Below are 24042 nucleotides of genomic sequence, written 5' to 3' on the forward strand. Positions count from 1 at the left end.
GTACGTGACCGAGACGACTCACATGCAGACCAGGCCGCCGGGGGACGGGGCGGCATCGCGCAGCCCGGAGTACCGGCTGGCGGTGGACGCCCTGCGCGGGCTGCGGCAGGACCTGATCCACGACGCGTTCGCCTACCGGCCGCTGCCGGGCCGGCACACGGACGGGCGGATCGTCCGGCGGCTGCCGGGCCGGCTGCGGGAGTACGCGCAGTGGCTTCCGCACGCCGTGATCACCGCGACGGCCCTGATCACCCTGGCCTTCTCCACGGTCGACACCGGAGGCCCGGCCCTGCTGGTCGGGCTGCTCTGCGCGATTCCCGTGCTGCTGACCATGGTGCGGCCGGTCGGCGCCTTCTGGGCGTCCATGGTCTCCACCCCGATCACCTCCGTGCTCGGCAGCCGCTGGGGCGAATGGCCCTGGACACCCGGCAGTTTCGCCTGCCACCTGACCGTGCTGACGGTCGTGGCGATACGCACCCGGCCGCGCACGGCCGCGTGGATGTGGGTGCTGACCGCGCTGTACGCCCTCGTCGCGGACAGCGGCATCGGCCCGACCTACTACGAGTACGGCAGCAACTCCGGCCCCCTGCTGGTCGTATCGGCCCTGGTCCTGCTCTGCGTCACCGTCTGGCACATCCGCCGGGACGCCGTACAGGAGGTCACCGCGCAACAGACGGTCACCGCGCACGAGCGTTCCCGCCGCACCCTGCTGGAGGAGCGCACCACCATCGCCCGCGAGCTGCACGACGTGGTGGCCCACCACATGTCGGTGGTCGCCATCCAGGCGGAGGCCGCTCCCTACCGGGTGGAGAACCCGCCACCGGAGCTGGAAAAGGCGTTCGCCACGATCCGGGAGAACGCGGTGGCGGCCCTGACCGAACTGCGCCGCGTGCTGGGCGTGGTCCGCGCCGAGGACTACGAGGCCCCGGACGCCCCGCAGCCCACCCTCGCCGACCTGGAGGGGCTGCTGGCCAACGTCCGGGAGGCCGGGCTGGGTGTCGACAAGGTGGTGACCGGCGCGGTGCGTGAGCTGCCGCAGGGCGTGGAGCTGTCGGCGTACCGGATCGTGCAGGAGGCCCTCAGCAACACCCTGCGGCACGCGCCGGGCGCGACGGCCCGCGTCGAGATCGGGTACGTCCTCGGCGGCCTGGGCCTGCGCGTCGTCAACGGCCCGCCGCCCAACCCGAGCCTGATCAAGCCCTCGCCCGGCGCCGGGCACGGCATCACGGGCATGCGCGAGCGGGTGTCGATGCTGAACGGCGAGATGACGGCGGGCGGCACGGACGACGGAGGTTACGAGGTGGCGGTGTTCCTGCCGGTCGCCCTGCCGGACGAGGGTGACGCATGACCATTCGCGTCCTGATCGCGGACGACCAGATGATGGTGCGCGAGGGATTCTCCGTCCTGCTGAACGCGATGCCGGACATCGAGGTCGTCGGCGAGGCGGTGAACGGCCGGGAGGCCGTCACCAAGGTCCGCGAGCTCGCCCCGGACGTGGTGCTGATGGACATCCGCATGCCCGAGCTGAACGGCATCGAGGCGACCCGCGAGATCGTCGCCGCCGACGGCGCGGCCAAGGTGCTGGTGCTCACCACCTTCGACCTCGACGAGTACGTGTATCAGGCGCTGCGCGCGGGTGCCTCCGGCTTCCTCCTCAAGGACGCCTCCGCCCGCCAGCTGGCCGACGGGGTGAAGGTCGTGGCCTCCGGGGAGGCGCTCCTGGCCCCTTCGGTGACCAGGCGCCTGATCACCGAGTTCTCCAAGCTCTCCGAGAAGCCGCACCTCATGCCCTCCGCCCACGCGGCCTACGGTGACCTCACCGAGCGGGAGACGGAGGTGCTGGTCCTCATCGCGCAGGGCCTGTCGAACTCGGAGATCGCGGAGCGGCTGGTCGTCGCCGAGTCGACGATCAAGACGCATGTCAGCCGGATCCTGGTGAAGCTGGGCCTCAGGGACCGGACCCAGGCAGCGGTGTTCGCGTACGAGGCGCGGCTGGTGACGCCGGGGTGACAGGTGGGCGCCGCCCCTGGTCAGAGTGGGGGCTGCCGGGCTAGCGTCCGTTCATGGCAGCTGTTTCCGACCTCGGGTTCGCCCCGTGGGACCCGGCGTTCCTCGCCGACCCGTACCCCGTCTACGCCGAGCTGCGTGCCCGGGGCCGCGTGCACTGGTTCGAGCCCACGAACCAGTGGCTCGTCCCGCACCACGCGGACGTCTCGGCACTGCTGCGCGACCGGCGCCTCGGCCGGACGTACCAGCACCGCTTCTCGCACGAGGAGTTCGGCCGCACGGCGCCCCCGCCGGAGCACGAGCCGTTCCACACGCTCAACGACCACGGAATGCTCGACCTGGAGCCGCCGGACCACACCCGGATCCGCCGTCTGGTGTCGAAGGCGTTCACACCGCGCACGGTGGAGCGGCTGAAGCCGTACGTGCGGGGCCTGGCCGGCGAACTGGTGTCCGCGCTGGTCGCGAAAGGCGGCGGCGACCTGCTGACGGACGTCGCCGAGCCCCTCCCCGTCGCGGTGATCGCCGAGATGCTCGGCATCCCGGAGGCCGACCGGGCCCCGCTGCGCCCCTGGTCGGCGGACATCTGCGGGATGTACGAGCTGAAGCCGTCCGAGGACACGGCGGCGAAGGCGGTCCGGGCGTCGGTCGAGTTCTCCGACTACCTGCGCGAACTGATCGCGGCCCGCCGCAAGGAGCCCGGCGAGGACCTCATCTCGGGTCTCATCGCGGCCCACGACGAGGGCGACCGGCTCACCGAGCAGGAGATGATCTCCACCTGCGTCCTGCTGCTCAACGCCGGCCACGAGGCGACGGTGAACGCCACGGTCAACGGCTGGTACGCCCTGTTCCGCACCCCGGACCAGCTGGAGAGACTGCGCGCGGACCACACGCTCGTCCCCTCCGCGATCGAGGAGCTGATGCGGTACGACACCCCGTTGCAGCTGTTCGAGCGCTGGGTCCTGGACGAGATCGAGATCGACGGCACGACGATCCCGCGCGGTGCGGAGATCGCCATGCTCTTCGGCTCCGCCAACCACGACCCCGCGGTGTTCCGGAACCCGTCCGACCTCGACCTCACCCGCGCGGACAACCCCCACATCTCCTTCAGCGCCGGCATCCACTACTGCATCGGCGCACCCCTGGCCCGTATCGAGCTGGCGGCGTCCATGGGGGCGCTGCTGGAGCGGGCCCCGACGCTACGACTCGCCGCCGAGCCTGTTCGGAAGCCGAACTTTGTGATCAGGGGGCTGGAGGGACTGGCCGTGGCGGTGGGTTGATCACCCATTCGGATGATCATGTGCGCGATCCGTCCAGTGCTCACAGACCGCTCGGCAAGCTGGTCTGCGCCTGCGAAGGAGGGCACCATGACGGTTATGGCGCAGCACATGGCTCAGATGTCAGTGGAGGAGTTCGAAGAGCTCGCCGCACTCGTGGCCAACAGGTTCGACGCCGTCAGGTTGGAGTTCATCAACGGACGGGTCGGAGTCAAGGGCATGACGGACGGCAACCACAGTGAGGTCATCAGGTGGCTGCAGGAGTGCTTCCTGATGGCAGGGACCGGGCTGTGGCTCTACGGGGGTGGCGAACTGGGCCTGCGGATCGAGAAGTACCGCAAGGGCCGAGCACTTCCGGACGCCGTGCTCGCCCCTCGGGGGACCTTCGCGGGCGAAGGGGACTGGGCCGGCACCAAGGGCGTTGTGATGACGGTCGAGGTCACCTCCTACGACGCGGACACCCACCGGCGGGACCGCGAGGAGAAGCCCCTGGGATACGCGGAGGCCGGAATCCCTCACTACCTGCTGATTGATCGCGACGACTGCTCGGTCACGTTGTACAGCGATCCGGCACCCGGCGAGGGATACCGCAGCACGGTCAGGAAGTCCTTCGGCGCGAAGCTCTCGCTGCCTGAGCCCATGGGGGTGGAACTCGACACCGAGGAACTCAAGCAGTACGTCGACTGATCACGTGGACATGTCCCGCCTCCGCAACCCTGCGAGCCCCCCGGCCACCAGCAGCCCCGCCACCCCCGTCAGCACCGCCACCGGCCCCCACTCCATGGAGCCGCCCGGCAGCTTCGGCAGATGCCCGAACGGCGAGACGTCCAGCACCGCCCGCGGCACGTCCAGCGCGGGCCCGATCCAGCCGATCAGCAGTACCGCCCCGGCGAGACCCCAGGCCGCGACGGCCGCCCGGGGCAGGACGCCGTGCAGCAGCACCGCCACGCCGCCGACCACCCACACCGCCGGGAGCTGCACCAGGCAGGCGGCCAGGACCGGCCCCACCTGCCTGCCGTAACCGACGGCGAAGCCCAGTCCGGCCAGCAGCATGATCCAGGCGGCACCGCCGAAGGCGATCACCAGGTGCCCGGCGGCCCACCGCAGGCGCCCCACGGCGTTCGCCAGCACCGGTTCCGCCCGGCCCGAGGTCTCCTCGCCGTGCAGGCGCAGCACCGACGCCACGATCCAGAGCGCCGCGACCAGGCCCAGCATGCCGATCATGGACGCCAGGAACGCGTCCGTCAGGCCGGACTGCCCGCCCATCCGCTCGATGATCCGCCGGGCGTTGGCGTTGTCGCCGACCAGGTCGGCCGCGCCCTCGGTCATGCCGCCGTAGACGACCCCGGCGAGGAAGAAGCCGATGCTCCAGCCGAGCACGCCGCCCCGCTGCAACCGCCAGGCCAGGGCGCTCGTGGTGCCCAGCCTGCCGGACGCGGGGCCCGGCCGGGTCGGCAGGAAGCTCATGCCGAGGTCCCGGCGGCCGGCCAGGGCGTAGGCAACTGCCCCCTGGAGGACGACCGCTCCGGACAGGAGCGCGAGCACCCACCAGCGTTCGCCGGCGTAGGGCCGCAGGTTCTCCAGCCAGCCCAGCGGCGAGAGCCAGGTCAGAACCGACGAGCCGTCGTGCGTCCCCGAGTCGCCCGCCGCGCGCAGGACGAACGCGGTCCCGAGCACCGCCGCCGTCAGGCCGCGGGCCAGCCGTGCGCTCTCCGTCAGCTGCGCGACGATCGCCGCCATCGTGGCGAAGACCATCCCGACCCCGGCGATCCCGAGCCCGAGGGCCAGGGCCCCGGCCGCGCCCTGCCCGGCCAGCCCCACCGTCACCAGCAGCGCCAGAACCGCGTTCGCCACGGCCGCCGCCAGCAGGGCCGCCGTCAGCGAGGCCCGGCGGCCCACCGCCCCGGACGCGACCAGTTCCTGACGGCCGCTCTCCTCCTCGTCCCGGGTGTGCCGGACGACGACCAGCAGGCTCATCACGGCCGCCAGGGCACCGGCGTAGATGCCGACCCGCCAGGCCGTGAGGGCGCCCAGTGAGTCGCCGAAGACCGGGCCGACCATCGCACGCAGTGAGGAGTTGGCCGCCATCTGCCGGACCAGGTCGGCGCGTTCGGCCGGGGTGCCGTACAGGCCTTCCAGCGTGCCCGGCATGGAGAGGACCATCAGCGCGTCGACCGCGATCCACACGGGGATCATCAGCCGGTCGCGGCGCAGGGCGAAGCGCAGCAGGGTGCCGGTTCCGGCGAGTTGGCGCGAGCCGCCGTGCCGTACCGCGAACGCCGTCATCGGGCCGCCGCCTCGTCCTGGTAGTGCCGCAGGAACAGTTCCTCCAGCGTGGGCGGTGTCGACGTCAGCGACCGCACGCCCGACTCGCTCAGCGACCGCAGGACGCCATCCAGCCGGTCGGTGTCGACCTGGAGCCGGACGCGGCGCCCCCGTACGTCGAGGTCGTGCACGCCGGGCAGCGCCCACAACCCGTCGGGCGGCCCGGCGAGTTCGGCGACGACGCTGGTGCGGGTCAGATGGCGCAGGTCGGCGAGCGAACCGCTCTCGACCGTACGGCCGGCCCGGATGATGCTCACCCGGTCGCACAGCTCCTCGACCTCGCTGAGGATGTGGGAGGAGAGCAGGACCGTGCGGCCCCGGTCGCGTTCCTCCTCGACGCAGCGCCGGAAGACCTCCTCCATCAGCGGGTCCAGGCCCGAGGTCGGCTCGTCCAAGATCAGCAGGTCGACGTCCGAGGCGAACGCGGCGACCAGGGCGACCTTCTGCCGGTTGCCCTTGGAGTACGTGCGGCCCTTCTTGGTCGGGTCGAGTTCGAAGCGCTCGACCAGCTCCGCGCGGCGCCCCGCGTCGAGCCCTCCGCGCAGCCGGCCGCAGAGGTCGATGACCTCGCCGCCGGAGAGGTTGCGCCACAGCGTCACGTCGCCTGGGACGTATGCGATCCGGCGGTGCACCTCGACCGCGTCCCCCCAGGGGTCGCGGCCCAGCACCTGCGCGGCCCCCGAGTCGGCACGCAGCAGACCCAGCAGGATCCGGATGGCGGTGGACTTCCCGGCGCCGTTGGGGCCGAGGAAGCCATGGACCTCACCGGCGGCGACCTCCAGGTCGAGCCCGTCGAGAGCGTGCGTCCGCCCGAAGGACTTGTGCAGTCCGGAGACGGTGATGGCCTTCGTCATGCTTCAGAACGTACGCTTCCTTCAGAAATTTGTGAAGTTAAAGAACCATGTGAACCCTGGATAGGATGGGCCTCATGACGGAATCAGCCGGGACCGGCCGGGACGCGGAGGCCGTGTCGAGGTTCGTGGAGTCCTTCGCCGCGCAGCTCGTCGAGGCGGGGATGGCGCGGATGCCCGCCCGTGTCTTCGCGGCGCTGCTCTCCTCCGACGAGGGCTCGATGACCTCCGCCGAGCTGGGGGAGCAGTTGCGGATCAGCCCCGCGGCGGTGTCCGGGGCGGTGCGCTATCTGGCCCAGACACACATGGTCTCGCGCGAACGGGAGCCGGGCTCGCGCCGGGAGCGCTACCGGGTGCACGGCGACCAGTGGTACGAGGCCCTCACCAACCGCGACGCCGTCCTCAAACGGTGGGAGATCGCCCTGCGCGAGGGCGTCACCAGCCTCGGCGCCGAGACCCCGGCCGGCCGCCGGATGTCGGAGACCCTCGCCTTCTTCGAGTTCGTGGAGGGCGAACTCGCCGCGATGATGGAGCGCTGGCGGGTGCACCGGGACAAGACGTTCGGGCCGGGGTGAGCCCCGTCCCTGGAAAGGATCACGAACCGGTCGGCTCACTGCCCGCCGGTACCGTCAGCCCCCACGCCCCCTCCCGCACCACCCAGGTCCGCGTCCGCACCGGCCCCGACACCACCGTGTCCGCGCGGTAGCGGAAGTGCGCCCCGGACACCGTCACCGTCCGGCCCTCCGCCAGCAGAGGCGAGGCCTCCGCCCCCACCGACACGGGTCTGACCTCCACCGACGCGACGCCCGGCGCGGCCGGTGACACCGACACCGCCTCCACCGGCTGGTTCAGGTCGACGAGGGTCTCCCCGTCCACCTCGACCCGCAGCCGGGACGGCCCCGGCTCGGGCGCCGCGGCCGGCCGGGACGGGCGGCCCGGCGGAACCAGCGTCCGGACGAGGGACTGGCAGGTCCGCAGCCACGGACGGCCCGGCACCTCGTCCGGATCCGGCGCGGCCTCCGGGCCCGCCCCGGCCGCCGGCGAGAGCCGCAGCGGCGGTATCCGCAGCGCGCCGAGCACCACCCCGTCGCTGTCGTCGACCATCAGGTCCATCCGCCGCTCGACCCCGTCGAGCACCGCCCGCGCCGCGGCCACCGGCCCCGTCGGCACCCCCAGCGACCGGGCCAGGGACAGCGCGCCCCCGACCGGCACCACCGACAGGGCGCATCCGGCCAGCTCCCGGTGGCGGTGCAGCAGCGCCACCGCGCGGATCAGCGCACGGTCGTCGCCCACCACCACCGGCCGTCGCGAGCCCCGCCGGGCCAGCGCCCTGGCGAACTCCTCCGGCCCGTCCGGCAGGCACAGCTTCAAGCCGGCACCCGCTCCGAGCACGTCTTTCGCGATCCTGACGGACTCGCCGTCCGACCTACGGGCGACCGGGTCGACCACCACCAACAGCTGCTCGGACGTCGCGGAAGTCGCCACCTCGGCCATGCCTCGCTTCCTCGGGTAGCATCTTTGTGCAAGAGCCCCTTGCGCTATTGCGCCAGGGGCTTCGTCTATTCCGGGGCATCCGGTCCGACGGTTGGCGGCCAACGGCGGTCGCGGTGCACGCGGCTGCATATTCTCCGCGTTCGCCCTCGACCATGGACATGCCCCGCCCGGAAGGGGTGTACGCGCGTGCCCGCACTTGTGCTGCTCGGTGCTCAGTGGGGTGACGAAGGCAAGGGAAAGGCCACCGACCTTCTCGGTGGCTCCGTGGACTATGTGGTGCGCTACCAGGGCGGCAACAATGCCGGCCACACGGTGGTCGTCGGTGACCAGAAGTACGCACTGCACCTCCTCCCTTCCGGAATCCTGTCTCCCGGCTGCACGCCGGTCATCGGAAACGGCGTCGTCGTCGACCCGTCGGTCCTGCTCTCCGAGCTGAGCGGTCTGAACGAGCGTGGCGTCGACACGTCCAAGCTCCTCCTCAGCGGAAACGCGCACATCATCACGCCTTACAACGTGACGATGGACAAGGTGACCGAGCGCTTCCTCGGCAAGCGGAAGATCGGCACCACCGGGCGCGGCATCGGCCCGACCTACGCCGACAAGATCAACCGCGTCGGCATCCGCGTGCAGGACCTGTACGACGAGTCGATCCTCACGCAGAAGGTCGAGGCGGCCCTCGACGTCAAGAACCAGGTCCTCACCAAGCTCTTCAACCGGCGCGCGATCGCCGTGGACCAGGTGGTCGAGGAGCTGCTGGCCTACGCCGACAAGCTCGCCCCGTACGTCTCCGACACCGTCCTGGTGCTCAACCAGGCGCTGGAGGACGACAAGGTCGTCCTGTTCGAGGGCGGCCAGGGCACGCTGCTCGACATCGACCACGGCACGTACCCCTTCGTCACCTCGTCGAACCCGACCGCGGGCGGCGCCTGCACCGGCGCCGGCGTGGGCCCGACGAAGATCAGCCGGGTCATCGGCATCCTCAAGGCGTACACGACCCGTGTCGGCGCCGGCCCGTTCCCGACGGAGCTGTTCGACGAGGACGGTGAGGCGCTGCGCCGCATCGGTGGCGAGCGGGGTGTCACCACCGGCCGTGACCGCCGCTGCGGCTGGTTCGACGCGGTCATCGCCCGCTACGCGACCCGCGTGAACGGCCTGACCGACTTCTTCCTCACCAAGCTCGACGTCCTCACCGGCTGGGAGCAGATCCCGGTCTGCGTGGCGTACGAGATCGACGGCAAGCGGGTCGAGGAGCTCCCCTACTCCCAGACCGACTTCCACCACGCCAAGCCGGTCTACGAGATGCTCCCGGGCTGGAACGAGGACATCTCCAAGGCGAAGACCTTCGCCGACCTCCCGAAGAACGCCCAGGCGTATGTGAAGGCGCTGGAGGAGATGTCCGGCGCCCCGATCTCCGCGATCGGCGTGGGCCCGGGCCGCGACGAGACGATCGAGATCAACTCGTTCATCTGAGCCGCCCCGCGTAAGCAGGCCGCCCCTCGTGCCCACGGGGGGCGGCCTGCGTTCTCCCGCAGGGAGAGACGGGCGGAACAGGCATACGCTGAAGCCATACCCCCACGTGCGTCGACCAGAGAAGGTGACCGCGATGCGCGTACTGCTCAAGGCGTCCATGGACACGGAGAAGGCCAACGAGGCCATCCGCAACGGCACCCTGGGGAAGCTGATCCAGGAGTCGATGGAACAGATCAAGCCCGAAGCGGCCTACTTCACCACCGACCACGGCAAGCGCACCGCCTACGTGGTCTTCGACATGCAGGACAGCTGGCAGATGCCGGTCATCAGCGAGCCCTTCTTCCTCCAGCTGGACGCGGAGATCACCTACACGCCGGTGATGAACATGGAGGACGTGCAGAAGGGCCTCTCGCAGATGGGCCGCTGAGCCCGGCGCTCAGCTGAACACGATCATCGACCCCTGGGCGAGACTGCGGGTCACGGCCGCGTGCAGCCCCAGCCAGACGTGCCGCTCACGGGCGAACGGACTCGGGTCGTACGGGGCGGGGACGGCGGGTTCCTCCAGCTCCGTCGGGGCGAGCGGCGGCTGGGGAGCGGCCGGCGGGTTGGCCGGGTCGATGCCGATGCCCGGCGCGACCGTCTCCAGTTCCCGCAGCAGGGCGTGCGAGGAGCCCAGCGGGCCGCCGCCCGCGAGGAGGTCGTCGTCGGCGAGCGGGCTGGGGAAGTCGACGGGGACGTAGGCGCCCGCGTGGTCGTAGTGCCAGACCAGGTGCGACTGCTGGGCCGTCGACTCGAACATCTCCAGCAACTGCTCGTAGTCGCCGCCGAGTTCGTCCACGGGCGTCACCGGCAGGCCGCAGACCTGGAGCAGATAGGCGCGGCGCAGGAAGTGCAGCGCGTCGTAGTCGAAGCCCGCGACCGGGGCGACCTCGCCGGACAGGCCCGGCATGTACTGGTAGACCGGAACCGGCGGCAGACCGGCCTCGGCGAGCACCTTGTTGTATTGCGCGAGTTCCTCGGCGAAGGGGTTGTCCGGCGTGTGGCACAACACGTCCACGAGCGGTACCAGCCACAGGTCACAGGCCAAAGAAGGCTCCTCGCTCAGCGCGGTCGGGTAGCACGGTGGTCAAGAAGGGTAGCGGTGCGCCGTGGTCACGGCTCCCGCCGTGCATGTCCCATACCCACACGGGCAGCGGCGACGCGGGTCATCGGGAGGCGAGCCGCTCGATCAGGGTGAGGGAGTGCGTGTTGTACGCGGCGATGATCGCCCGTGCGGCCTCGTTGTCGCGGTCGATCAGGGCGTCCACCAGCTGCGTGTGACCGGCCCACAGCTCGCCGCGCAGATCGGTGAGCCGGCGCAGGTGCTGCACCGCGCAGACCCAGGTCTGGACGCGCAGCCGGTGCAGGAAGTCGGCGAGGTAGGGGTTGCCGAAGCAGGCGCCGAGTTCGCGCCAGAAGCGCAGGTCGTAGCCGATGAGCACGGTGAGGTCACCGGCCGCGGCGGCCCGCTGCGCCTCCTCGCCGCGCCTGCGGACCCCGGCGACGACGGCGGCGGCCCGGGGGTCATCGGGCCGCACCGCATTGGGCCGCCCCTCGTTCAGCGCGAGGAACATGCCCTCGATGACCAGCCCGCGGGCCTCGATCATGCCGCGGAAGTCGTCGACCGAGTATTCGCGCACCCGGAAGCCGCGGTGCTGGTCGGCTTCGAGGAGTCCCTGCGCGGACAGGTCGACGAGCGCCTCGCGCACCGGCGTCGCGGACACCCCGTACTGCTCGGCGATCTCCTTGACCGTGAACTCCTGCCCCGGCTGGAGCCGCCCGGCCAGCACCTCGTCACGGAGCGCGTCGGCGATCTGCTGCCGCAGGGTGCTGCGCGTCACGGCGCCGTTGCCGGTGCTGGCGGGCATGGTCAGGGCGTCTCCCTCGTCGCGTTCGGGTGGCGTGCGCGTATATGTATGTCTACGAGCACGCCACCTTACGCGTTCGAACGGGACGCGAGGATGTCGGTTACTGACGGGTTTACAGGTGTTTACCCGGTGTACTCGTCCGCCACCGACAGCGCCGCGTCCAGGACGGCGAGCCCTTCCTTGAGCTCCGCCTCGCTGATGTTGCAGGGCGGCACGACATGCGTCCGGTTCATGTTCACGAAGGGCCACAGCCCGCCCTTCTTCGCGGCGGCGGCGAAGGCGGCCATGGGGGCGTTCGCCGCACCGGCCGCGTTGTACGGCACCAGCGGCTCCCGCGTCTCGCGGTCGCGGACCAGCTCCAGCGCCCAGAACATGCCGGTGCCGCGCACCTCGCCGACGCTTCTGTGCCGCTCGGCGAGCGCGCGCAGCTCCGGCCCGACCACGTCGGCGCCCAGCCGGGCCGCGTTCTCGACGACGCCCTCCTCGGCCATGACGTTGATCGTCGCCACCGCGGCGGCGCACGCCAGCGGGTGCCCGGAGTACGTCAGTCCGCCGGGGTAGGGGCGCTTCCCGAACGTCTCGGCGATGGCACCGGAGATCGCGACCCCGCCCAGCGGCACGTACCCGCTGTTCACGCCCTTCGCGAACGTCAGCAGGTCGGGCGTGACGTCGAACAGGTCCGCGGCGAACCACTCACCGGTCCGGCCGAACCCGGCCATGACCTCGTCCAGGACGAAGACGATCCCGTGCTTGTCGCAGATCTCCCGCACCCCGGCGAGGTAGCCGGGCGGCGGGACCATGATCCCGGCCGTGCCCGGGACGGTCTCCAGGATGATCGCCGCGACGGTCGAGGGCCCCTCGAAGGCGATCGTCGTCTCCAGGTGCTCCAGCGCCCGGGCGCACTCCTGCTCCTCGGTCTCGGCGTAGAAGCGGGAGCGGTAGAGGTAGGGCGCCCAGAAGTGCACGACCCCGGCGGTGCCGCTGTCGGAGGCCCAGCGGCGCGGGTCGCCGGTGAGGTTCACGGCCTGCTGGGTGCCGCCGTGGTACGAGCGGTACGCCGAGAGCACCTTCGGGCGGCCCGTGTGCAGACGGGCCATCCGGATGGCGTGCTCGACGGCGTCGGCGCCGCCGTTGGTGAAGAAGATCTTGTCCAGGTCGCCCGGGGTCCGCTCGGCGATCAGCCGGGCCGCCTCCGACCGGGCCTCGACCGCGAAGGCGGGCGCGAAGGTCGTCATCCTCGCGGCCTGCTCCTGGATCGCGGCGACGACCTTCGGGTGCTGGTAGCCGATGTTCGTGTAGACGAGCCCGCTGGAGAAGTCGAGGTAGCGCCGGCCGTCGTAGTCCCAGAAGTACGACCCCTCGGCGCCGGCGACGGCGAGCGGGTCGATGAGCTCCTGAGCGGACCAGGAGTGGAACACGTGGTCACGGTCGGCGGCCTTGACGGCGGCACCGGCTTCGGGGTTCGGCTGAGGGGTCATGCGGGCGAGCGTAGGTGCGGGGGAGACGGTGGTGAAAGCGGCGGCCTGTCGGGCCTCGGACGCCTTCCTCAGACAGGTTGTCCAGGGGACAGGGACACGGGCAGTGCATTGACAGCTTTCTGTCATAGTGACAGGATGTTGTCATAAGCAGTGCAGGACCGAGGAGGAGTCATGAACGCCACCACCGGCCGCTCCGGCAAGCCCGTCCATCTCGCCGTCTACGACACCCTCGCCGACTGGGAGACCGGCCACGCCACGGCCCAGCTCGCCCGCACCGGCCACGAGATCCGGACCGTCGGCCCGTCCGCCGCCCCGGTGCGGAGCGTCGGGGGCCTGCGCATCCAGCCCGACCTGGCCCTGGACGATCTGCGCCCCGAGGACAGCGCGCTGCTGATCCTCCCGGGCGCCGACCTCTGGGACACGACCGACGACCTCGCCCCCTTCGCCCGCACGGCCCGGTCCTTCCTGGACGCGGGCGTCCCGGTCGCCGCGATCTGCGGAGCCACCGCCGGACTCGCCCGCCAGGGCCTGCTCGACGACCGCGACCACACCAGCGCCGTCTCCTTCTACCTGGCCGCGACCGGCTACGCGGGCGGCGGACGCTACGTCGAGGCCGACGCCGTCACCGACGGCGCCCTGGTCACCGCCGGCCCGACCGAGCCCGTCGCCTTCGCCCGCGAGATCCTCCGGCTGCTCGGGGTCTACGAGGGTGAGGTGCTGGACGCCTGGTTCCGGCTGTTCCACCACTCCGACGTCTCGGCGTACGCGGTGCTGGAGAAGGCCGGCGCGCTGTGAGCCGCGAGCGTCAGGACCTCCTCAGCCGCAGTGCCCTCGGGGTGTTCCGGCTCAACGGCCAGTTCCTCGCCGTCGCGGAGGAACTGGCCCGGCCCGCCGGACTCACCGCCGCCTGGTGGCAGGTGCTCGGCGCGGTCCTCGGGGAGCCGCTGCCCGTCTCCGGCATCGCCCGCGCCATGGGCATCACCCGGCAGAGCGTGCAGCGCATCGCCGACCTGCTGGTGGAGCGGGGGCTCGCGGAGTACCGGCCGAACCCGGCGCACCGCCGCGCCAAGCTCCTCGCGCCGACCGAGGAGGGCCGTGCGGCGATCGCCCGGATCGACCCCGGCCACGCGGCCTTCGCGGACCGGCTTGCGCAGGCGTTCGGGGAGGCGGAGCTGGCGGAGGCGGTGCGGATGCTGGAACGGCTGTCCACGGTGCTCGACCAGGCAGGTCCGCCTGTTACGGAACCGTAGAGGTCGTCCAGGCCACGCGGCCCCGGCCCCGCACTATTCTCGATCCGTTGCTCGCGTGTGGGGGGAAGGCGGCTGAGCGATGGAGAAGCTGGGGCCCGGGGATCCGCAGCAGATCGGTGCGTACCGGCTGCTGGCGCGGCTCGGTGCGGGGGGCATGGGGCACGTGTATCTGGCCCGCTCCGGGCGGGGCCGCACGGTCGCCGTGAAACTGGTCCGTGAGGAACTCGCCGCGCAGGAGGAGTTCCGGGAGCGGTTCCGGCAGGAGGTGCAGGCCGCGCGGCGGGTCGGCGGGTACTGGACGGCGCCGGTGCTCGACGCGGACACCGAGGCCACCGTGCCGTGGGTCGCCACCGGATACGTCGCCGGGCCGAGCCTCCAGCAGGTCGTCGGGCACGACCACGGCGCCCTGCCCGAGCGCACGGTCCGCATCCTCGCGGCCGGACTCGCGCACGCCCTCAAGGACATCCACGCCGCCGGCATCGTGCACCGCGACCTCAAGCCGTCCAACGTGCTGGTCACCATCGACGGCCCGCGCGTCATCGACTTCGGCATCGCCCGCGCCCTGGAGACGGTGACGGACGGCGGGCTCACGCGCACCGGCGCGCTCGTCGGATCGCCCGGCTTCATGGCGCCCGAGCAGGTGCGGGGCGACCGCATCACCCCGGCGTGCGACGTCTTCTGCCTCGGCTCGGTCGTCGCCTACGCCGCCACCGGCAAACTGCCCTTCGGCACCGCCAACAGCGGCGTGCACGCCATGATGTTCCGCATCGCCCAGGAGGAACCGGACCTGGACGGCGTCCCCGAGGGCATCGCCGACCTGGTCCGGGACTGCCTGCGCAAGGACCCCGCCGCCCGGCCCTCCCTCGACCGCGTCCTTCAACGCACGGGCGCGCACGACACCGTCGCCGACGGCCGTGCCCTCGATCCGTGGCTGCCGAGCGCGCTGGTGGCGCAACTGGGGCGGCACGCGGTGCGGCTGCTGGAGACGGAGGATCCGGAGGGAGCCGGCCCCGCCGAGGGAGCGGACCCTTCCGGGCCGCCCGCCGGCCGGCAGGGCTCCGGCCCCGGCGACAACCCCGGCCCCGGCCCGACCCCCGGAACACGCGCCCGCCGCCGACGAGTCGTCACCGCGCCCCGTGCTGCCGCCGGCCCCCGTGGCGGCGCCCGCCGCGACCCCCGGCCCGCCCCCGCCGGGTCCGCCCGGCGAGGGCGGGCCGGTCGACCATCTGCCCACCCTGGTGGCGGGCCAGGGCGCACCCCCGGCACCACGGCAACTCCCGGCCGCGGGCGTCCCGCCCCAGCCGCAGGTGCAGACACCTGCGCCCCCGTACCCCGCGTACGGCTACCCCCAGCAGCACCCCCAGCCCCACCCCGCCTACGGCGGCCTCGGCTCCACCCCGCCCTACGGCCCGCCGCCCTACGGCACGACCCCGCCGTACGGCCCCCCGCAGCCGCAGCGGGAAAGAGACGGCCGCTCCACCGCGCTGCTCGTCGTCATCGCCCTGGTCGTCGCGCTCGCCGCGGGCGGGTCGGTGTACGCGCTGATGCAGGGCGGCGGCGACGACCGGGCCGACGACCGCCCCGGCCCCACGCAGAGCACGGGCACGTCCCCGACCACTCCGGGTCCGTCCCCGACGACCTCGCAGCAGGGCACCTCCCCCTCCCCGGCGGACGGCACGATCCCGACCGGGTACCTCGGCACCTGGACCACGACCATCGACAACGCCGACGGCGAGCACAGCCGCTCACTCACCCTCCAGCAGGGCGAGCCGGGCGACACCGTCCTGTCCCTCGTGGCCGACGGACCGACCCGGGGCGGCGGCACCTACCACTGCGTGTTCGAGGGCCGGTTGACCGCGGAACCGGGCACCGACGGCGCGCTGAGCATCGGCCCGTCCACCGTGAAGGTCGGACAGCCCCGCACCGCCTGCACCCCCGGCGCGGCCACCGAGGTGACCCTCCTGTCGGACGGCACGCTGGAACGCGTGAACACGAGCAGCGGCGAGCGGCTGACGTACACGAGGCAGTGAGCAACACGCGCAGGACGCCGGGAGCCGAGGCTTCTCACCGTGGCTCCGGCGGGCGCTGGCGCGGCATGTTCGGCCGGGTCCCGCCGTGCGGCGGCACCGGGAACCGCCCGTTCACCCCGGTCTCGGGCCCGCGGCCCGGTCCCGGGAACACGACCGCCTGCAACCCCACCGGCGCGGCACACCCCGACCGGAACTCGCCCATCCAGTCGGCGGTCTCCACCCGCACCAGCTCCGTCATGTCCTCGGAGAACCGCCGCAGCACCCCGAGGCACCGCTCGGCGGCCTCGCCCGCCGTGCCCTCCGCCGGGCCGAGGACCTCCCGCACGCTCTCCGCCGCCCAGTCGAACTGAAGCGCCTGAAGTCGCCGCTGCACGGCCTGCGCGGTGGCCACGTCCCGCATCCACCCGGACGTCACCCCGAAGTACCGGTCGACGGCCACGCAGGCCGCCCCCAGCAGCAGCGCCAGACACCCCCAGGGCGCGGTTCCGGCCGCGACGCCGGTCAGATCCAGCAGGGGCAGCGCCACCCCGGTGACCGCCCCGGCCGCGGTCCCGCAGCGCAGCACCCGCGCGCACCGCCGCTTCCACACCCGGTCCGCGAGGTACCAGGCCGCCGTCCGCAGCGCCCCGCGCTCCACCCACCGGTACAGCTCGTCCAGCCGGACCGCCGGCTCGCCCCAGTCCCCGAGCGGGAAGACCCGCCCCGTCAGATCGCCCGGCCGCAGCCCGGCCGCCGCCTGCTCGCCCCGCCCGTCCTGAGGCGGCCCCTCGGGCTGCATCTCCGGCTGACCCACCCGGCACTCCTCACTGACCACGAATGACCACGTACGGTTCACTCACCGATCACGCTGCGCGATGGACGAAAACCCGCATCCGGAACGCGCCCGACCCTTCCTACCTCCCAATGGGTGGCGAACACGTAGCTTTCGCCTCTTTTCCGCCCGGAAGTATTCCTTGATCGGGTATAGGGCGCGAGAGGGACTCACTCGAAAGAGTGCTGGGGCGACGGCAGCCCCGACCACGTAGGCTCGTGCCGAACGGGAAAACCCGTACCGAGCAAGGAGCTGATCGTGATCCCCGGTGGTGGCCAGCCCAATATGCAGCAGCTGCTCCAGCAGGCCCAGAAGATGCAACAGGACCTGGCACAGGCGCAGGAGGAACTGGCGCAGACGGAGGTCGACGGGCAGGCGGGCGGCGGTCTGGTGACGGCCACCGTCACCGGCGCCGGAGAACTGCGCGCCCTGAAGATCGACCCGAAGGCGGTGGACCCGGAGGACACCGACACCCTCGCCGACCTCGTCGTGGCGGCCGTCCAGGCGGCCAACGAGAACGCGCAGACGCTCCAGCAGCAGAAGCTGGGCCCGCTCGCGCAGGGTCTGGGCGGCGGCGGTATCCCCGGCCTGCCCTTCTGACCCGGCGCACCGCCTTCCTCGGACAGGCGGCAGACAACTACGGTACGTACGGGACGGTGCGTACCGACCCCGAAGACCCAGGAAGGGCAGTCCGTTGTACGAAGGCGTGGTCCAGGACCTGATCGACGAGCTGGGGCGGCTGCCCGGCGTCGGTCCGAAGAGCGCCCAGCGGATCGCCTTCCACATCCTCCAGGCGGAGCCGACGGACGTACGGCGCCTCGCGCAGGCCCTGATGGAGGTCAAGGCGAAGGTCCGCTTCTGCGCGACCTGCGGCAACGTCGCGCAGGAGGAGCTGTGCAACATCTGCCGCGACACCCGCCGCGACCCGGCCGTCATCTGCGTGGTCGAGGAGCCGAAGGACGTCGTGGCGATCGAGCGCACGCGTGAGTTCCGGGGCCGCTACCACGTCCTGGGCGGCGCGATCAGCCCGATCGACGGGGTCGGCCCCGACGACCTGCGGATCAGGGAGCTCCTGGCCCGCCTGGCGGACGGGACGGTCACCGAGCTGATCCTGGCCACGGACCCGAACCTGGAGGGCGAGGCGACGGCGACGTACCTCGCCCGCATGATCAAGCCCATGGGCCTGAAGGTCACCCGCCTGGCCAGCGGCCTCCCGGTGGGTGGGGACCTGGAATACGCGGACGAGGTCACCCTCGGACGCGCCTTCGAGGGGAGACGACTCCTAGATGTCTGACGCCACGCTGCACGCGACCGACCAGAACCCGGACGATTTCGCGGTCCAGATCGCGGACCAGATCGAGAGCTTCCTGGTCGCCGTCACGGAGGTCGCGAAGGGCGACGAGCCGGAATCGGCCGTGCCCTTCCTCCTCCTGGAGGTCTCCCAACTCCTCCTGGCCGGCGGCCGGCTCGGCGCGCACGAGGACATCGTGCCCGACGAGCGCTACGAACCCGACTCGGGTCCCGAGCCGGACGTCGACGAGCTCCGCGAGAACCTGGCCCGCTTGCTGGACCCCATCGACGTCTACTCCGAGGTCTTCGACCCCTACGAGCCCCGCAAGGCCCCGGTTCCGGCCCGCATCTCCGACGACCTCACGGACGTCATCACGGACCTGCGCCACGGCATGTCCCACTACCGGGCGGGCCGCACCACGGAGGCCCTGTGGTGGTGGCAGTTCTCCTACTTCTCCAACTGGGGCTCCACCGCCTCGGCGAGCCTGCGGGCCCTCCAGTCGGTCCTCGCGCACGTCCGCCTCAACCAGCCCCTGGCCGAACTCGACGGCCTGGACACGGACCAGGGCATGGGCGACGACACACTGGAGATCGAGGCGGGCCGCGTGATGGCCGAGGAGATCGCCGGGCCCCTGGGGCTGCGCCCGGCGAAGTAGCCGGTCAGATCCGAACGGCCGTACCGGTGACGCCGATTCCGCTGTGCGGGTCCGCCGGCACCGTCACCGTGATCGTGCTCGGGCGGCCCATGTCCGCGCCCTGGTGGATCGTCAGGGTCGTGGGCGTGGGCGCGAGTTCGAGTTCCCTGAGGTAGCCGCCGAACGCCGCCGCCGCCGCTCCCGTCGCCGGGTCCTCGGTCACGCCGCCGGGCGGGAACGGGTTGCGGGCGTGGAAGACGGTGGGGGACTCGCGCCAGACGAGGTCGACCGTGGTCCAGTCCCTGCGGGCCATGAGGGCGGTGAGCGCGGCCATGTCGTAGTCCAGGTCCGCCAGTCGGTCCCGGGTCGCGGCGGCGACGACCGGGTGCCAGGCCCCGGCGAAGGCGACGCGGGGCGGCAGGGCCGGGTCCAGGTCGCCGGCGGACCAGCCGAGGATCGCCAGCAGTTCGGCGACGTCGGCCTCAGCGAGGGGGACCGTGCGCGGGGCGACGCTCACCAGGGTCGCCACGAGGGAGCCGTCCGCCGCCCGGTCCGTGGTGACCGTGACCAGGCCCGCCGCGGTGCGCAGCAGCAGCCGCCCGGTGCCGTGGCGCTCGGCGTGGGCGACGGCCGTGGCGATCGTCGCGTGGCCGCAGAACGGCACCTCGGCGAGCGGGCTGAAGTAGCGGACGTTCAGGGAGCCGTCGCAGGCGTCCACCGCGAACGCCGTTTCCGAATAGCCCACTTCGGCCGCCGTCGCGAGCATCGCCGCGTCGTCGGCACCGCTCGCGTCGAGCACCACCCCGGCCGGGTTGCCGCCCTCGGGATCCGAGCTGAACGCCACGTAGCGCAATATCTCCATGCCCAGACCGTAGCGGCCGGCCCCCGGTCACGCAGCGTGATTTGGGGGCTCCTTGTACGGGCCCTGGACGCGCGCTGTACGGCCCCTAACCGGTGAAACGCGAGGCTGGAGTCACTTCCACCGCAGACAACGCGGAGGCAAGCCGACTCCCCTCGATCACACCGGAGATGTCATGAACCGCCGTCCCGCCCGCCGACGCATAGCCGCCACCGCCACCGCCACCGCGGTCCTGGCCGCCGGCACCTTCGCCCTCGGTGCCGGGGTCGCCGGAGCCGACGCCGGGCACCAGGGCGGCAGGCACACCAAGCCCGTGACCAAGACGCAGGTGCTGGCGCTGTTCGACCAGTGGAACGCCGCCCTGCGGACCGGTGACCCGGAGAAGGTCGCCGACCTGTACGCGAAGGACGCGGTCCTGCTGCCGACGGTCTCCAACCAGGTCCGTACGGACAGAGCCGGCATCGTCGACTACTTCGAGCACTTCCTCCAGAACAAGCCGCAGGGCACGAAGATCGAGTCCGTCGTCAACGTCCTCGACCGCGACACCGTCATCGACACCGGTGTGTACGAGTTCGCGCTCACCGACCACGACACGGGCGCGCAGAGCACCGTCAAGGCCCGCTACACCTACGCCTACGAGAAGCAGCCGAACGGGAAGTGGCTGATCGTGAACCACCACTCCTCGAAGATGCCGCAGGGCTGAGAGAGGTCAGCCGCCGCCGCGGTGGGACGCCCGGAGCGTGATCGTCACGCACAGGCCGCCGCCCGGAGCGTCCGTCAGCGCAACGGTCCCGCCGTCGTCCGTCGCCAGTTGCCTGACGACGGCGAGACCGAGGCCGGAGCCGGACTTCCCGGTCAGGCCCTGGCCTCGCCAGAAGCGGTCGAAGGCACGGGACTTCTCGGCGTCCGACATGCCGGGCCCCTCGTCCAGGACCGACACCCCCACCACATCGCCCCGGGGCTCCACCCGCACGGTGATCGTCCCGCCGTCGGGCGAGACCTCCAGGGCGTTGGAGAGCACGTTGTCCAGCATCTGGTCCAGATGACCAGGGCCGGCCAGCACAGACGGCCGGCCGTCGGTACTCCCCCTGAGCGCGATGGTGACTCCGCGCTCGTCGGCGGCCGGCCTCCACACGGCGAGCCGCTCCCGCACGATGTCCGTCAGCGGGAGCGGCTCGGCCGCCGTCACCTTCGCCTCGGCCCGGGCCAGCACCAGCAGCCCGCTGACCAGCCGGGTCATCCGGACGACCTCCGCGGTCGCCTGCTCCACGTCCTCCCGGACGAACTCGTCGTCGACGCCGTCCGCGATGTTGTCCAGGGACAGCCGCAACGCCGTGAGCGGGGTGCGCAGTTGGTGGGAGGCGTCCGCTACGAAGATGCGCTGGGCCGCGATCAGGGTGTCCAGGCGTTCGGCGCCCTGGTTGAGGGTGCGCGCCAGGGTCTGGGTCTCGGGCGGGCCCGTCACGGGGGAGCGGGCGGTCAGATCGCCGTCGCTGAACTTGCTGGCCATGTCGTTGAGCTGGCGCAGCGGCCGGGTCAGGCGCCGGGCCACCGCGACGCCGAGCAGGGCGGCCACCCCGAGGACGAGCACGGCGAGGACCGCCCGGAAGCCCCAGATCTGCCACAGCCGGCCGGTCATCTCGTCGGTCGAGTACAGGATGCGCACGGCGCCGACGACCCGGTCCGTGCCGGCCGCGCGGGCCGGCACCGTGATCTCCAGTTCGGGGCCCCAGATGAAGGAGGAGCCCCAGTCGGTCGTGGACCTGCCCTCCTTCAGGGCCCTGGTCAGGGCCGCGTCCGCCGTCGGCCGGGGCAGGTCCGCCGGGCAGCTCGCGGTCCGGGTCACCTGGATCTCGTCGTCGTAGGCCTTGGCCATCTCCTCCAGCGCCCGGCAGGAGGCGGCCCGGCCGTCGCCCAGCAGCAGGGCCATGGCGTCGGCCTCGCGCAGGACGGCCGACCTGGTGTCGCCCCGCAGCTGGTCCGTGAGCGTGAACGCCACCGGCACGGTGAACAGCGCGATGGCGACCGCGACGAGCAGGACGTAGCTGCGGACGAGCTGGCGGATCATGAGACGGTGCCGTCCCCGCCGGCGCCCTTCGCGATCTCCAGCCGGAAGCCGACGCCGCGCACCGCCTCGATGGTGACCGCCCCCGCGAGCTTGCGCCGCAGCGCCGCCACGTGCACGTCCAGCGTCTTCGTCGGCCCGAACCAGTTCGCGTCCCAGACCGCTTCCATGATCTGCTCGCGCGACATCAGTGCCCCGGGCTCCTCGGTGAGGAAGGCCAGCAGGTCGTACTCCTTGGGTGCGAGGGCGACCTCCTCGCCGTCCAGGCGCACCCGGGCCGCCTTGCGGTCGATCGTCAGGCGGGTGCCGTAGCGGTCGGGGCCGGCGTCGGGCGAGTCCGTCGGGGTGCGGGGCCGGGTGCGGCGCATGACGGCCCTTATCCGGGCGATGACCTCCCGGACGCCGAACGGCTTGGAGACGTAGTCGTCCGCGCCGAGCTCCAGGCCGACCACCCGGTCCGTCTCGTCGCTGCGGGCGCTGATCACGATGATCGGGACGTCGCCGCGCTCGCGCAGGGTCTTGCAGACGTCGAGTCCGTCGGTGTCGGGCAGGCCGAGGTCGAGCAGGACGACGTCGTAGGGACCCTCGTGCCGCAGGGCCGCCCCGCCCGTGGTGACCCACTCGACCTCGAAGCCGTAGCGCTTGAGGCCACGGCGCAGGGACTCGGCGACCGGTTCATCGTCTTCCACCAGGAGTACGCGCACAGCCGAACCCTAGTGCTTGAAAGTTGTGTGACCGGTACGGCGGCTCGTGCGATTGTGACGCCGGGCACTTTCCCGAGTGGCCGGTGCCCAGATGGGCATGAGCGACTCTGGACGGGCGGACCGAGATCTCACCATGCGATATCGCGGAAGGGATATTCGGACGCTCGTTAGACTGAGCCGACCGCGGTACGAATGCGTATGAGCGGACAGAGACGGATTGAGCGAGGAGCGCACGTGGGCCTTGTCGTGCAGAAGTACGGAGGCTCCTCCGTAGCCGATGCCGAGGGCATCAAGCGCGTCGCCAAGCGGATCGTGGAAGCGAAGCAGAACGGCAACCAGGTGGTTGCCGTGGTTTCCGCGATGGGCGACACGACGGACGAGCTGATCGATCTCGCCGAGCAGGTTTCCCCGATGCCTGCCGGGCGCGAGCTCGACATGCTGCTGACCGCCGGAGAGCGGATCTCCATGGCCCTGCTGGCCATGGCGATCAAAAAGCTGGGGCACGAGGCCCAGTCGTTCACCGGCAGCCAGGCGGGTGTCATCACCGACTCGGTCCACAACAAGGCCCGGATCATCGACGTCACGCCGGGCCGGATCAAGACCTCGGTGGACGAGGGCAACATCGCGATCGTGGCCGGTTTCCAGGGCGTCTCCCAGGACACGAAGGACATCACCACCCTCGGTCGCGGCGGCTCGGACACCACCGCGGTGGCCCTCGCGGCCGCCCTCGACGCCGACGTGTGCGAGATCTACACCGACGTCGACGGCGTGTTCACCGCCGACCCGCGCGTGGTGAAGAAGGCCCGGAAGATCGACTGGATCTCCTTCGAGGACATGCTCGAACTGGCGGCGTCCGGGTCGAAGGTGCTGCTCCACCGCTGCGTGGAGTACGCCCGCCGCTACAACATCCCGATCCACGTCCGGTCCAGCTTCAGCGGCCTCCAGGGCACGTGGGTCAGCAGCGAGCCGATCAAGCAAGGGGAAAAGCAGGTGGAGCAGGCTCTCATCTCCGGTGTCGCGCACGACACCTCCGAGGCCAAGGTCACGGTCGTCGGCGTGCCGGACAAGCCGGGCGAGGCGGCCTCGATCTTCCGCACGATCGCCGACGCCGAGATCAACATCGACATGGTCGTGCAGAACGTGTCCGCCGCCTCCACGGGCCTGACGGACATCTCCTTCACGCTGCCGAAGACCGAGGGCCGCAAGGCCATCGACGCGCTGGAGAAGAACAAGGCCGGCATCGGCTTCGACTCGCTGCGCTACGACGACCAGATCGGCAAGATCTCCCTGGTCGGTGCCGGCATGAAGACCAACCCGGGTGTCACGGCCGACTTCTTCACGGCCCTGTCCGACGCGGGCGTGAACATCGAGCTGATCTCGACCTCCGAGATCCGCATCTCGGTCGTCACCCGCGCCGACGACGTGCCCGAGGCCGTCCGCGCGGTGCACTCCGCGTTCGGGCTCGACTCCGACAGCGACGAGGCCGTCGTCTACGGGGGCACCGGCCGCTGATGCTCGCGGCGAGCGAGTCGCTGCCGCCGAAGCTGAAGGTGACCTTCGTGCCGGGGTGCTCCTTCTCGAACCGCTCGCCC

General features: G+C 71.7%; 24 protein-coding genes and 2 pseudogenes. 15 read left to right on the plus strand and 11 right to left on the minus strand.

Translation table 11 applies throughout. The features are described from left to right. Positions 1–4: 4 nt before the first annotated feature. The 4 genes from AB0E85_RS24090 (at position 5) to AB0E85_RS24105 (ending at position 3968) form a co-directional block, all read left to right on the plus strand. Positions 5–1348, plus strand: a complete 1344-nt coding sequence (locus AB0E85_RS24090; protein ID WP_361930685.1) for a histidine kinase — start codon at positions 5–7, stop codon at positions 1346–1348. Further along, entirely contained in the window at positions 1345–2010 is a 666-nt protein-coding gene (locus AB0E85_RS24095) for a response regulator transcription factor (protein ID WP_361930688.1), read from the plus strand. The genes AB0E85_RS24090 and AB0E85_RS24095 overlap by 4 nt, the downstream gene beginning before the upstream one ends. A 53-nt stretch (positions 2011–2063) precedes the next feature. Beyond that, entirely contained in the window at positions 2064–3284 is a 1221-nt protein-coding gene (locus AB0E85_RS24100; RefSeq protein WP_361930691.1) for a cytochrome P450, read from the plus strand. An 87-nt stretch (positions 3285–3371) separates the two neighbouring features. Then, the gene (locus AB0E85_RS24105; protein ID WP_361930694.1) at positions 3372–3968 is read left to right on the plus strand and encodes a Uma2 family endonuclease; all 597 of its coding nucleotides are present in this window, start codon (positions 3372–3374) and stop codon (positions 3966–3968) included. Here AB0E85_RS24105 and AB0E85_RS24110 read toward each other — a convergent pair whose 3' ends face one another. Together AB0E85_RS24110 and AB0E85_RS24115 are read right to left on the minus strand one after the other, a co-directional pair. Then, complete coding sequence (locus AB0E85_RS24110; protein ID WP_361930696.1) at positions 3969–5567, minus strand: ABC transporter permease; 1599 nt, start codon at positions 5565–5567, stop codon at positions 3969–3971. Then, positions 5564–6460 (minus strand): ABC transporter ATP-binding protein, encoded by an 897-nt coding sequence (locus tag AB0E85_RS24115; protein ID WP_361930699.1) that lies wholly within the window; start codon positions 6458–6460, stop codon positions 5564–5566. The genes AB0E85_RS24110 and AB0E85_RS24115 overlap by 4 nt, the downstream gene beginning before the upstream one ends. A 74-nt stretch (positions 6461–6534) precedes the next feature. Here AB0E85_RS24115 and AB0E85_RS24120 point away from each other — a divergent pair, with 74 nt between their 5' ends. Further along, complete coding sequence (locus tag AB0E85_RS24120; RefSeq protein WP_361930702.1) at positions 6535–7032, plus strand: MarR family transcriptional regulator; 498 nt, start codon at positions 6535–6537, stop codon at positions 7030–7032. Positions 7033–7051: 19 nt separating this feature from the next. Here the strand turns inward: AB0E85_RS24120 and AB0E85_RS24125 are convergent, their stop codons facing one another. Further along, positions 7052–7951 carry a diacylglycerol kinase family protein gene (locus tag AB0E85_RS24125; protein ID WP_361930705.1) on the minus strand — a complete coding sequence of 300 codons (900 nt, stop codon included), beginning with the start codon at positions 7949–7951 and terminating at the stop codon, positions 7052–7054. Between the two features lie 186 nt (positions 7952–8137). Here AB0E85_RS24125 and AB0E85_RS24130 point away from each other — a divergent pair, with 186 nt between their 5' ends. Together AB0E85_RS24130 and AB0E85_RS24135 are read left to right on the plus strand one after the other, a co-directional pair. Beyond that, entirely contained in the window at positions 8138–9421 is a 1284-nt protein-coding gene (locus AB0E85_RS24130) for an adenylosuccinate synthase (protein WP_361930708.1), read from the plus strand. A gap of 133 nt (positions 9422–9554) precedes the next feature. Continuing rightward, positions 9555–9848, plus strand: coding sequence for a hypothetical protein (locus tag AB0E85_RS24135; protein ID WP_361930710.1), 294 nt, complete (start codon positions 9555–9557; stop codon positions 9846–9848). A 9-nt stretch (positions 9849–9857) separates the two neighbouring features. Here the strand turns inward: AB0E85_RS24135 and AB0E85_RS24140 are convergent, their stop codons facing one another. The 3 genes from AB0E85_RS24140 to AB0E85_RS24150 form a co-directional block, all read right to left on the minus strand. Then, positions 9858–10508 carry a hypothetical protein gene (locus AB0E85_RS24140; protein WP_033310151.1) on the minus strand — a complete coding sequence of 217 codons (651 nt, stop codon included), beginning with the start codon at positions 10506–10508 and terminating at the stop codon, positions 9858–9860. Between the two features lie 118 nt (positions 10509–10626). Next, entirely contained in the window at positions 10627–11328 is a 702-nt protein-coding gene (locus AB0E85_RS24145) for a GntR family transcriptional regulator (protein ID WP_361930714.1), read from the minus strand. Between the two features lie 122 nt (positions 11329–11450). After that, positions 11451–12806 (minus strand): aspartate aminotransferase family protein, encoded by a 1356-nt coding sequence (locus AB0E85_RS24150; protein WP_361930717.1) that lies wholly within the window; start codon positions 12804–12806, stop codon positions 11451–11453. Between the two features lie 171 nt (positions 12807–12977). Here AB0E85_RS24150 and AB0E85_RS24155 point away from each other — a divergent pair, with 171 nt between their 5' ends. From AB0E85_RS24155 to AB0E85_RS24165, 3 genes and pseudogenes are all read left to right on the plus strand, one after another. Then, positions 12978–13601: a DJ-1/PfpI family protein gene (locus AB0E85_RS24155; RefSeq protein ID WP_361930720.1), complete on the plus strand. Its 624-nt coding sequence runs from the start codon at positions 12978–12980 to the stop codon at positions 13599–13601. Then, positions 13598–14056 (plus strand): MarR family transcriptional regulator, encoded by a 459-nt coding sequence (locus AB0E85_RS24160; protein WP_361930723.1) that lies wholly within the window; start codon positions 13598–13600, stop codon positions 14054–14056. The genes AB0E85_RS24155 and AB0E85_RS24160 overlap by 4 nt, the downstream gene beginning before the upstream one ends. A 79-nt stretch (positions 14057–14135) precedes the next feature. Beyond that, positions 14136–16086, plus strand: a pseudogene (locus AB0E85_RS24165) (serine/threonine-protein kinase). A 34-nt stretch (positions 16087–16120) separates the two neighbouring features. Here the strand turns inward: AB0E85_RS24165 and AB0E85_RS24170 are convergent. Further along, entirely contained in the window at positions 16121–16879 is a 759-nt protein-coding gene (locus AB0E85_RS24170; protein ID WP_361930725.1) for an SLATT domain-containing protein, read from the minus strand. 276 nt (positions 16880–17155) lie between these two features. Between AB0E85_RS24170 and AB0E85_RS24175 the strand changes: the two genes are divergently transcribed. The 3 genes from AB0E85_RS24175 to AB0E85_RS24185 all read left to right on the plus strand — a co-directional run bounded on the left by AB0E85_RS24175 (position 17156) and on the right by AB0E85_RS24185 (position 18843). After that, positions 17156–17497, plus strand: coding sequence for a YbaB/EbfC family nucleoid-associated protein (locus AB0E85_RS24175; protein WP_361930727.1), 342 nt, complete (start codon positions 17156–17158; stop codon positions 17495–17497). 94 nt (positions 17498–17591) lie between these two features. Further along, complete coding sequence (gene recR / locus AB0E85_RS24180) at positions 17592–18191, plus strand: recombination mediator RecR (RefSeq protein WP_003991835.1); 600 nt, start codon at positions 17592–17594, stop codon at positions 18189–18191. After that, positions 18184–18843: a DUF5063 domain-containing protein gene (locus AB0E85_RS24185; protein WP_361930731.1), complete on the plus strand. Its 660-nt coding sequence runs from the start codon at positions 18184–18186 to the stop codon at positions 18841–18843. The genes recR and AB0E85_RS24185 overlap by 8 nt, the downstream gene beginning before the upstream one ends. Before the next feature lie 4 nt (positions 18844–18847). Here AB0E85_RS24185 and AB0E85_RS24190 read toward each other — a convergent pair whose 3' ends face one another. After that, positions 18848–19684, minus strand: a complete 837-nt coding sequence (locus AB0E85_RS24190; protein ID WP_361930733.1) for a PhzF family phenazine biosynthesis isomerase — start codon at positions 19682–19684, stop codon at positions 18848–18850. Between the two features lie 172 nt (positions 19685–19856). Between AB0E85_RS24190 and AB0E85_RS24195 the strand changes: the two genes are divergently transcribed. After that, positions 19857–20384 (plus strand): SgcJ/EcaC family oxidoreductase, encoded by a 528-nt coding sequence (locus tag AB0E85_RS24195; RefSeq protein ID WP_361930736.1) that lies wholly within the window; start codon positions 19857–19859, stop codon positions 20382–20384. A gap of 6 nt (positions 20385–20390) precedes the next feature. Here the strand turns inward: AB0E85_RS24195 and AB0E85_RS24200 are convergent, their stop codons facing one another. Both AB0E85_RS24200 and AB0E85_RS24205 read right to left on the minus strand, forming a co-directional pair. Then, positions 20391–21749 (minus strand): HAMP domain-containing sensor histidine kinase, encoded by a 1359-nt coding sequence (locus AB0E85_RS24200; protein WP_361930739.1) that lies wholly within the window; start codon positions 21747–21749, stop codon positions 20391–20393. Further along, positions 21746–22450 carry a response regulator transcription factor gene (locus AB0E85_RS24205; RefSeq protein ID WP_361930741.1) on the minus strand — a complete coding sequence of 235 codons (705 nt, stop codon included), beginning with the start codon at positions 22448–22450 and terminating at the stop codon, positions 21746–21748. Before AB0E85_RS24205 ends, AB0E85_RS24200 begins: the two co-directional genes overlap by 4 nt. 234 nt (positions 22451–22684) lie before the next feature. Here AB0E85_RS24205 and AB0E85_RS24210 point away from each other — a divergent pair, with 234 nt between their 5' ends. Next, positions 22685–23962: an aspartate kinase gene (locus AB0E85_RS24210; RefSeq protein ID WP_107456236.1), complete on the plus strand. Its 1278-nt coding sequence runs from the start codon at positions 22685–22687 to the stop codon at positions 23960–23962. Here AB0E85_RS24210 and AB0E85_RS24215 read toward each other — a convergent pair. Continuing rightward, positions 23955–24042, minus strand: a pseudogene (locus AB0E85_RS24215) (molybdate-binding protein); the annotation flags it as partial. The gene AB0E85_RS24210 and the pseudogene AB0E85_RS24215 overlap by 8 nt on opposite strands.

This window comes from Streptomyces sp. NPDC029044 (assembly GCF_040637495.1).
Lineage (GTDB): Bacteria > Actinomycetota > Actinomycetes > Streptomycetales > Streptomycetaceae > Streptomyces.

Excerpts from the sequence above, each read along its gene's own strand:
- AB0E85_RS24115 (WP_361930699.1), bottom strand. The coding sequence starts at position 6,460 with ATGACGAAGGCCATCACCGTCTCCGGACTGCACAAGTCCTTCGGGCGG.
- AB0E85_RS24195 (WP_361930736.1), top strand. The coding sequence starts at position 19,857 with ATGAACCGCCGTCCCGCCCGCCGACGCATAGCCGCCACCGCCACCGCC.
- AB0E85_RS24200 (WP_361930739.1), bottom strand. The coding sequence starts at position 21,749 with ATGATCCGCCAGCTCGTCCGCAGCTACGTCCTGCTCGTCGCGGTCGCC.
- AB0E85_RS24155 (WP_361930720.1), top strand. The coding sequence starts at position 12,978 with ATGAACGCCACCACCGGCCGCTCCGGCAAGCCCGTCCATCTCGCCGTC.
- AB0E85_RS24095 (WP_361930688.1), top strand. The coding sequence starts at position 1,345 with ATGACCATTCGCGTCCTGATCGCGGACGACCAGATGATGGTGCGCGAG.
- AB0E85_RS24100 (WP_361930691.1), top strand. The coding sequence starts at position 2,064 with ATGGCAGCTGTTTCCGACCTCGGGTTCGCCCCGTGGGACCCGGCGTTC.
- AB0E85_RS24150 (WP_361930717.1), bottom strand. The coding sequence starts at position 12,806 with ATGACCCCTCAGCCGAACCCCGAAGCCGGTGCCGCCGTCAAGGCCGCC.
- AB0E85_RS24135 (WP_361930710.1), top strand. The coding sequence starts at position 9,555 with ATGCGCGTACTGCTCAAGGCGTCCATGGACACGGAGAAGGCCAACGAG.
- AB0E85_RS24110 (WP_361930696.1), bottom strand. The coding sequence starts at position 5,567 with ATGACGGCGTTCGCGGTACGGCACGGCGGCTCGCGCCAACTCGCCGGA.
- AB0E85_RS24185 (WP_361930731.1), top strand. The coding sequence starts at position 18,184 with ATGTCTGACGCCACGCTGCACGCGACCGACCAGAACCCGGACGATTTC.
- AB0E85_RS24145 (WP_361930714.1), bottom strand. The coding sequence starts at position 11,328 with ATGCCCGCCAGCACCGGCAACGGCGCCGTGACGCGCAGCACCCTGCGG.
- AB0E85_RS24105 (WP_361930694.1), top strand. The coding sequence starts at position 3,372 with ATGACGGTTATGGCGCAGCACATGGCTCAGATGTCAGTGGAGGAGTTC.
- AB0E85_RS24125 (WP_361930705.1), bottom strand. The coding sequence starts at position 7,951 with ATGGCCGAGGTGGCGACTTCCGCGACGTCCGAGCAGCTGTTGGTGGTG.
- AB0E85_RS24190 (WP_361930733.1), bottom strand. The coding sequence starts at position 19,684 with ATGGAGATATTGCGCTACGTGGCGTTCAGCTCGGATCCCGAGGGCGGC.
- AB0E85_RS24120 (WP_361930702.1), top strand. The coding sequence starts at position 6,535 with ATGACGGAATCAGCCGGGACCGGCCGGGACGCGGAGGCCGTGTCGAGG.